This window comes from Klebsiella sp. 10982 (assembly GCF_048589245.1).
GTDB lineage: Bacteria > Pseudomonadota > Gammaproteobacteria > Enterobacterales > Enterobacteriaceae > Klebsiella > Klebsiella quasivariicola.
Map to the genome: position 1 here is coordinate 1 of NZ_JBMAXV010000094.1, position 3,973 is coordinate 3,973.

Here is a 3,973-nt window from a genome sequence, read left to right on the forward strand (position 1 = left end):
GGTGAGCGTCTGCCCTATCCGTGAAACAAGACCTCCCGGCGTAGCGCGTTAAACAGCCTCGATTTAAGGGGACTCCGTCAGTATGATCATATCGTCTATGATGAGGATATCGTGATTGCGCCTCATGGCCTCTCTTCGGCGTGCTGGATATCGCGTTATTCTCGGGGAAGCTTCTGCCGGTGCGACGCAAAACTGAATAAAATGATTAAGCGAGCTGTATTATGATTTAAAAATTAGTAGTGGCAAATAGAATGAGTATGCCGACAGGATGCGATTTGTTGTATTGAGTTGATGGCGGAGGGGAACTATTTTAGATAAAATATATACCGGGTATAATTAGATAGATGTGATGTATTGGTTTGTGATGATATTTATTAACTGAGTGAGAATATATCTACAGTAAACTGAGAGAATACCCCCTTATTTAAGTAAGGGGGTAGGAGTTATTTTGCGGTTATTTTAATAGAGTCACAAGCAGAGTATTCGTGTTTGAGAATTTCAATGGTTGATTCTTTACCTGAAAATTCCTCAACATCCATGATTCCACTACTGCCGTTTTTAATATAAACATTACTAGATTTTCCTTCATCGTTGCTAATTTTTATGTCCACACCATCAGCATTACTACACGTCGTGTTGTAAGAGTCAAAAACAAGCGTGTTAACTCCAGTTAGTATCCATTTCGCTGTGGTAGGGGTGTTGTCTCCTGGATGGGCATCGATTTCACCATTATCGGAGATGGTAAATTTACCCCAGGTATCACCAACAACTACACTTGCTGAAAGAAACGGATAGTAAAGCCCTTTCCCATATACTTGTTCCCATTGAGGGTAATGCTTGTAGAAAAGTGAAAAAAAGTTTTTAATCTCTTTATCGGTATAGGAACGCGTTCGTTCATAAATGTATGCAGTAACTCCATCCGACAGTTTATAGGCAGGGCCTATTCTCCTGAAAGCAGCACCAATTCCGTCACCTGAAAGAATTTCATTTGCTGGTATGGTAATTACCCTTTGCCCATCCGGTGTCAGGTGTGTTTGTATCGGATCCGCTACAACAAAATATTTCGAGAGTAAAGATTCAATATTAATACCATCTCTGAGATCAACTTGAGAAGCATATGCTATTTTCCCTGTTAATTTCCGGTAGGAAATGGTATTTATCATATCGTCATTAAGTACTGAACTTGAACTAAGTATCGTGACTTTTTCATTTCCCTGTGTAAGCGATTCAATATTTTTAACGAGAGTAACGTAATTGTTGAAATTATCTACGTGTATAGGCAACGATTTGATAGGCAACAACTTGTCAATCGTTGTATATTGTTTTGCGCTAAATAGCGAAGTGTAGTTAATAAAAAAACATAAACCAGTGACGGCAATGAGCATTGAATATTGATAAGTTTTGCTGGTAGCAAGATGCAATAACGTTTTTAATCCCAAGGTGGCGATTATTAACGCCCAAAGAGCAAAAGGAAGGCAGTGTTGTACGCCGGGGCTTTGTGTTCTTGTAAATAAGAAAAAACTAAATACTAAGTTAAAAGCTGAGAATATGATAAGGATTTTATCATTACGGTCTTTACTCCGAAAAATGGAAAGCAATCCAATGATTACAAAGGGGAATAGATATAAACCGATATCATTATAAAGATTTTCAATGGAATGACTGAGAGAGGACTGATAAGCAGAATATATTGTGGCGTAGTCAGTTGCAATTACTCTCTTAATTAATGCACCCTGAAATATCAAGGTAAGCAATACGGAGAAAATACCAGCAACGAAAAAATTTTTGATAATGATGGCCACGCGACCAAAGCTATGCTTGGCATTATTGTAGAGGAAATAATTAAGCACAGGTAATGATATATACAATGATACAACCGTATATGCGTACCATCTTCTCAATAAGAATGGAGACCACAGAAGTAATCCAGTCACAAGGGCTTTTTTAATTTTAACCTTATCACCGAAATCACTGCTCGAAACATATAGTAATGCAGCAATTATTGGGATTAAGCCTGATATATCAGGATATCCTTTAAGCGTTGGGGCCCAAAAAGCCACAAAGGTTAAAGGTAAAATGCAAGAAAGTAACAACCAGCCAAAAGAGTGATTATCAGAAAAACGTTTACACAGTAAATGGAAGAGTATTACTGTAGGGAAAAGATACATCACAGCCAATGAAGTTATATAAGACAGCCGTGAAGGTAAATTAAAAAGATAGAACCATGACGTGATGGCGACAGGAAGAGAGTTATAGTCATCATGTCTAATAGAGTGAAAGACTGTCCTTATTGAGTTGATAGGCTCATTAGGGAATGTGGCACAAAACTCTTCCCACATTCTCCAGTATCCATTGAAATCCCAATAGTAAATGTTCTGTTCATGAGCTATAAATATGCTGGTTTGGATAACCACCACCAACAAAATCATGAATAATAAAATAATTGATAGGGGCTTATTATATCTCATTTTCACCACCTGCTTTCTCTTCGATAAAGAATTTTGGCCTGTTTTTACTTTCCATATAAATTTTCCCAATATACTCACCAATAATACCCAGAGAGAGCATTTGAACACCACCAAGGAAGAAAATGGCAATCATGACTGAAGTCCACCCAGCAACAGTGTCCCCCTGCAATTTCTCAATGACTGCATAGATGGCTGCAATTGATGATATTAAGCATGTAACAATGCCAGCCATAGCGATCATACGCAATGGAGTAATTGTAAGGGAAGTTATTCCTTCCAGCGCCAGCGAGAGCATTTTTTTTAAAGGATACTTCGATTCGCCCGCGACCCTTTCATCCCTACTATAATAAACATTAGTAGATTTATAGCCAAGAAGGGGGATAAGCCCTCTTAAATAAACATTTTGCTCTTTAAACTTATTCAGAGCCGAAAGCGCAGTGCGCCCCAGTAGTCTGAAATCCGCATGATTGGGAACCTGATTTACCCCTAACCAACTCATTAGCGAGTAGAATTTATTTGCTGTGGTTCTTTTAAAGACTGAATCACTGTCCCTGTTATCGCGTACTCCATAAACAATCTCAAATCCTTCGTGGTATTTGTCGATCATTTTTTCAATGCAACTTATATCATCTTGCAGGTCTGCATCAATACTAACAGTTACGTCTGTATCAGCGTTTGATAATCCCGCCATTAGGGCTATCTGGTGTCCTCGGTTTCTTGATAATTTTAATCCTCGGACAAAAGAATTTTTGCAGGATGCGGCCTTAATTTGTTCCCAGGTATCATCTCTGCTTCCATCATCTACAAAAAGAATATAACTCTTATCGCTAATCTTTCCTTTGGAAATGAGGTTTGATAATACTGACGTTAAACCATCCAAACAGAAAGGGAACGCGTCCTTTTCGTTGTAACATGGCACTACAATTGCGAGTGATGGTGATTTTGACTTCATAATGTCCATATTAATCTCATTCATTTCATAGACCAAAATTTATTAAGGATAAAACCTATTGCTGTGTAAAAAAACATGCCTATAAATTGCGCGGTATAAACATGCTGGGGCATGAGTGTTAAAAAGAATTTCATCGCTACTAGATTAAAAATATAACAAATTGCGCAGACTGATAGGAACTTGATGAACTTTATTAAGCTCAATGAAGTAGAGAATGTGAATCTTACGTTCATAATGAAGCTAAAAAGAATGCCCGCGACATAACCGGAGACATTAGATAGGTAGATGCCAACGCCGAACTGCATCAAGCTGAATATAACCGCTGCCGTCAAAGCTGTGTTCGCCAAACCAACGAATACATACCTAACAGCTTGTGATTTAATACTAGTTAGCACCAATAACTCCATTTTACCAATTGAAAGTTATGCATTTTTATGGAACGAACGCATGTTCGATGAAAATGACAGAAAACCATAGACAATCTCCTTAAAGGTTAGAGCGATATTATAAGGCATAAAGAGAAATCAAAAAAGCTCCTGGATTAGATCTGGGT

General features: G+C 38.0%; 3 protein-coding genes. All 3 read right to left on the reverse strand.

The features are described from left to right. Positions 1–443: 443 nt before the first annotated feature. The 3 genes from ACKLKD_RS27575 to ACKLKD_RS27585 are packed head-to-tail and all read right to left on the reverse strand — an operon-like array spanning position 444 to position 3,827. The gene (locus tag ACKLKD_RS27575) at positions 444–2,468 is read right to left on the reverse strand and encodes a hypothetical protein (RefSeq protein ID WP_023312628.1); all 2,025 of its coding nucleotides are present in this window, start codon (positions 2,466–2,468) and stop codon (positions 444–446) included. Next, entirely contained in the window at positions 2,458–3,429 is a 972-nt protein-coding gene (locus tag ACKLKD_RS27580; protein WP_023312627.1) for a glycosyltransferase family 2 protein, read from the reverse strand. The genes ACKLKD_RS27575 and ACKLKD_RS27580 overlap by 11 nt, the downstream gene beginning before the upstream one ends. 11 nt (positions 3,430–3,440) lie before the next feature. Further along, positions 3,441–3,827, reverse strand: a complete 387-nt coding sequence (locus tag ACKLKD_RS27585; RefSeq protein ID WP_032192118.1) for a GtrA family protein — start codon at positions 3,825–3,827, stop codon at positions 3,441–3,443. Positions 3,828–3,973 lie beyond the last annotated feature (146 nt).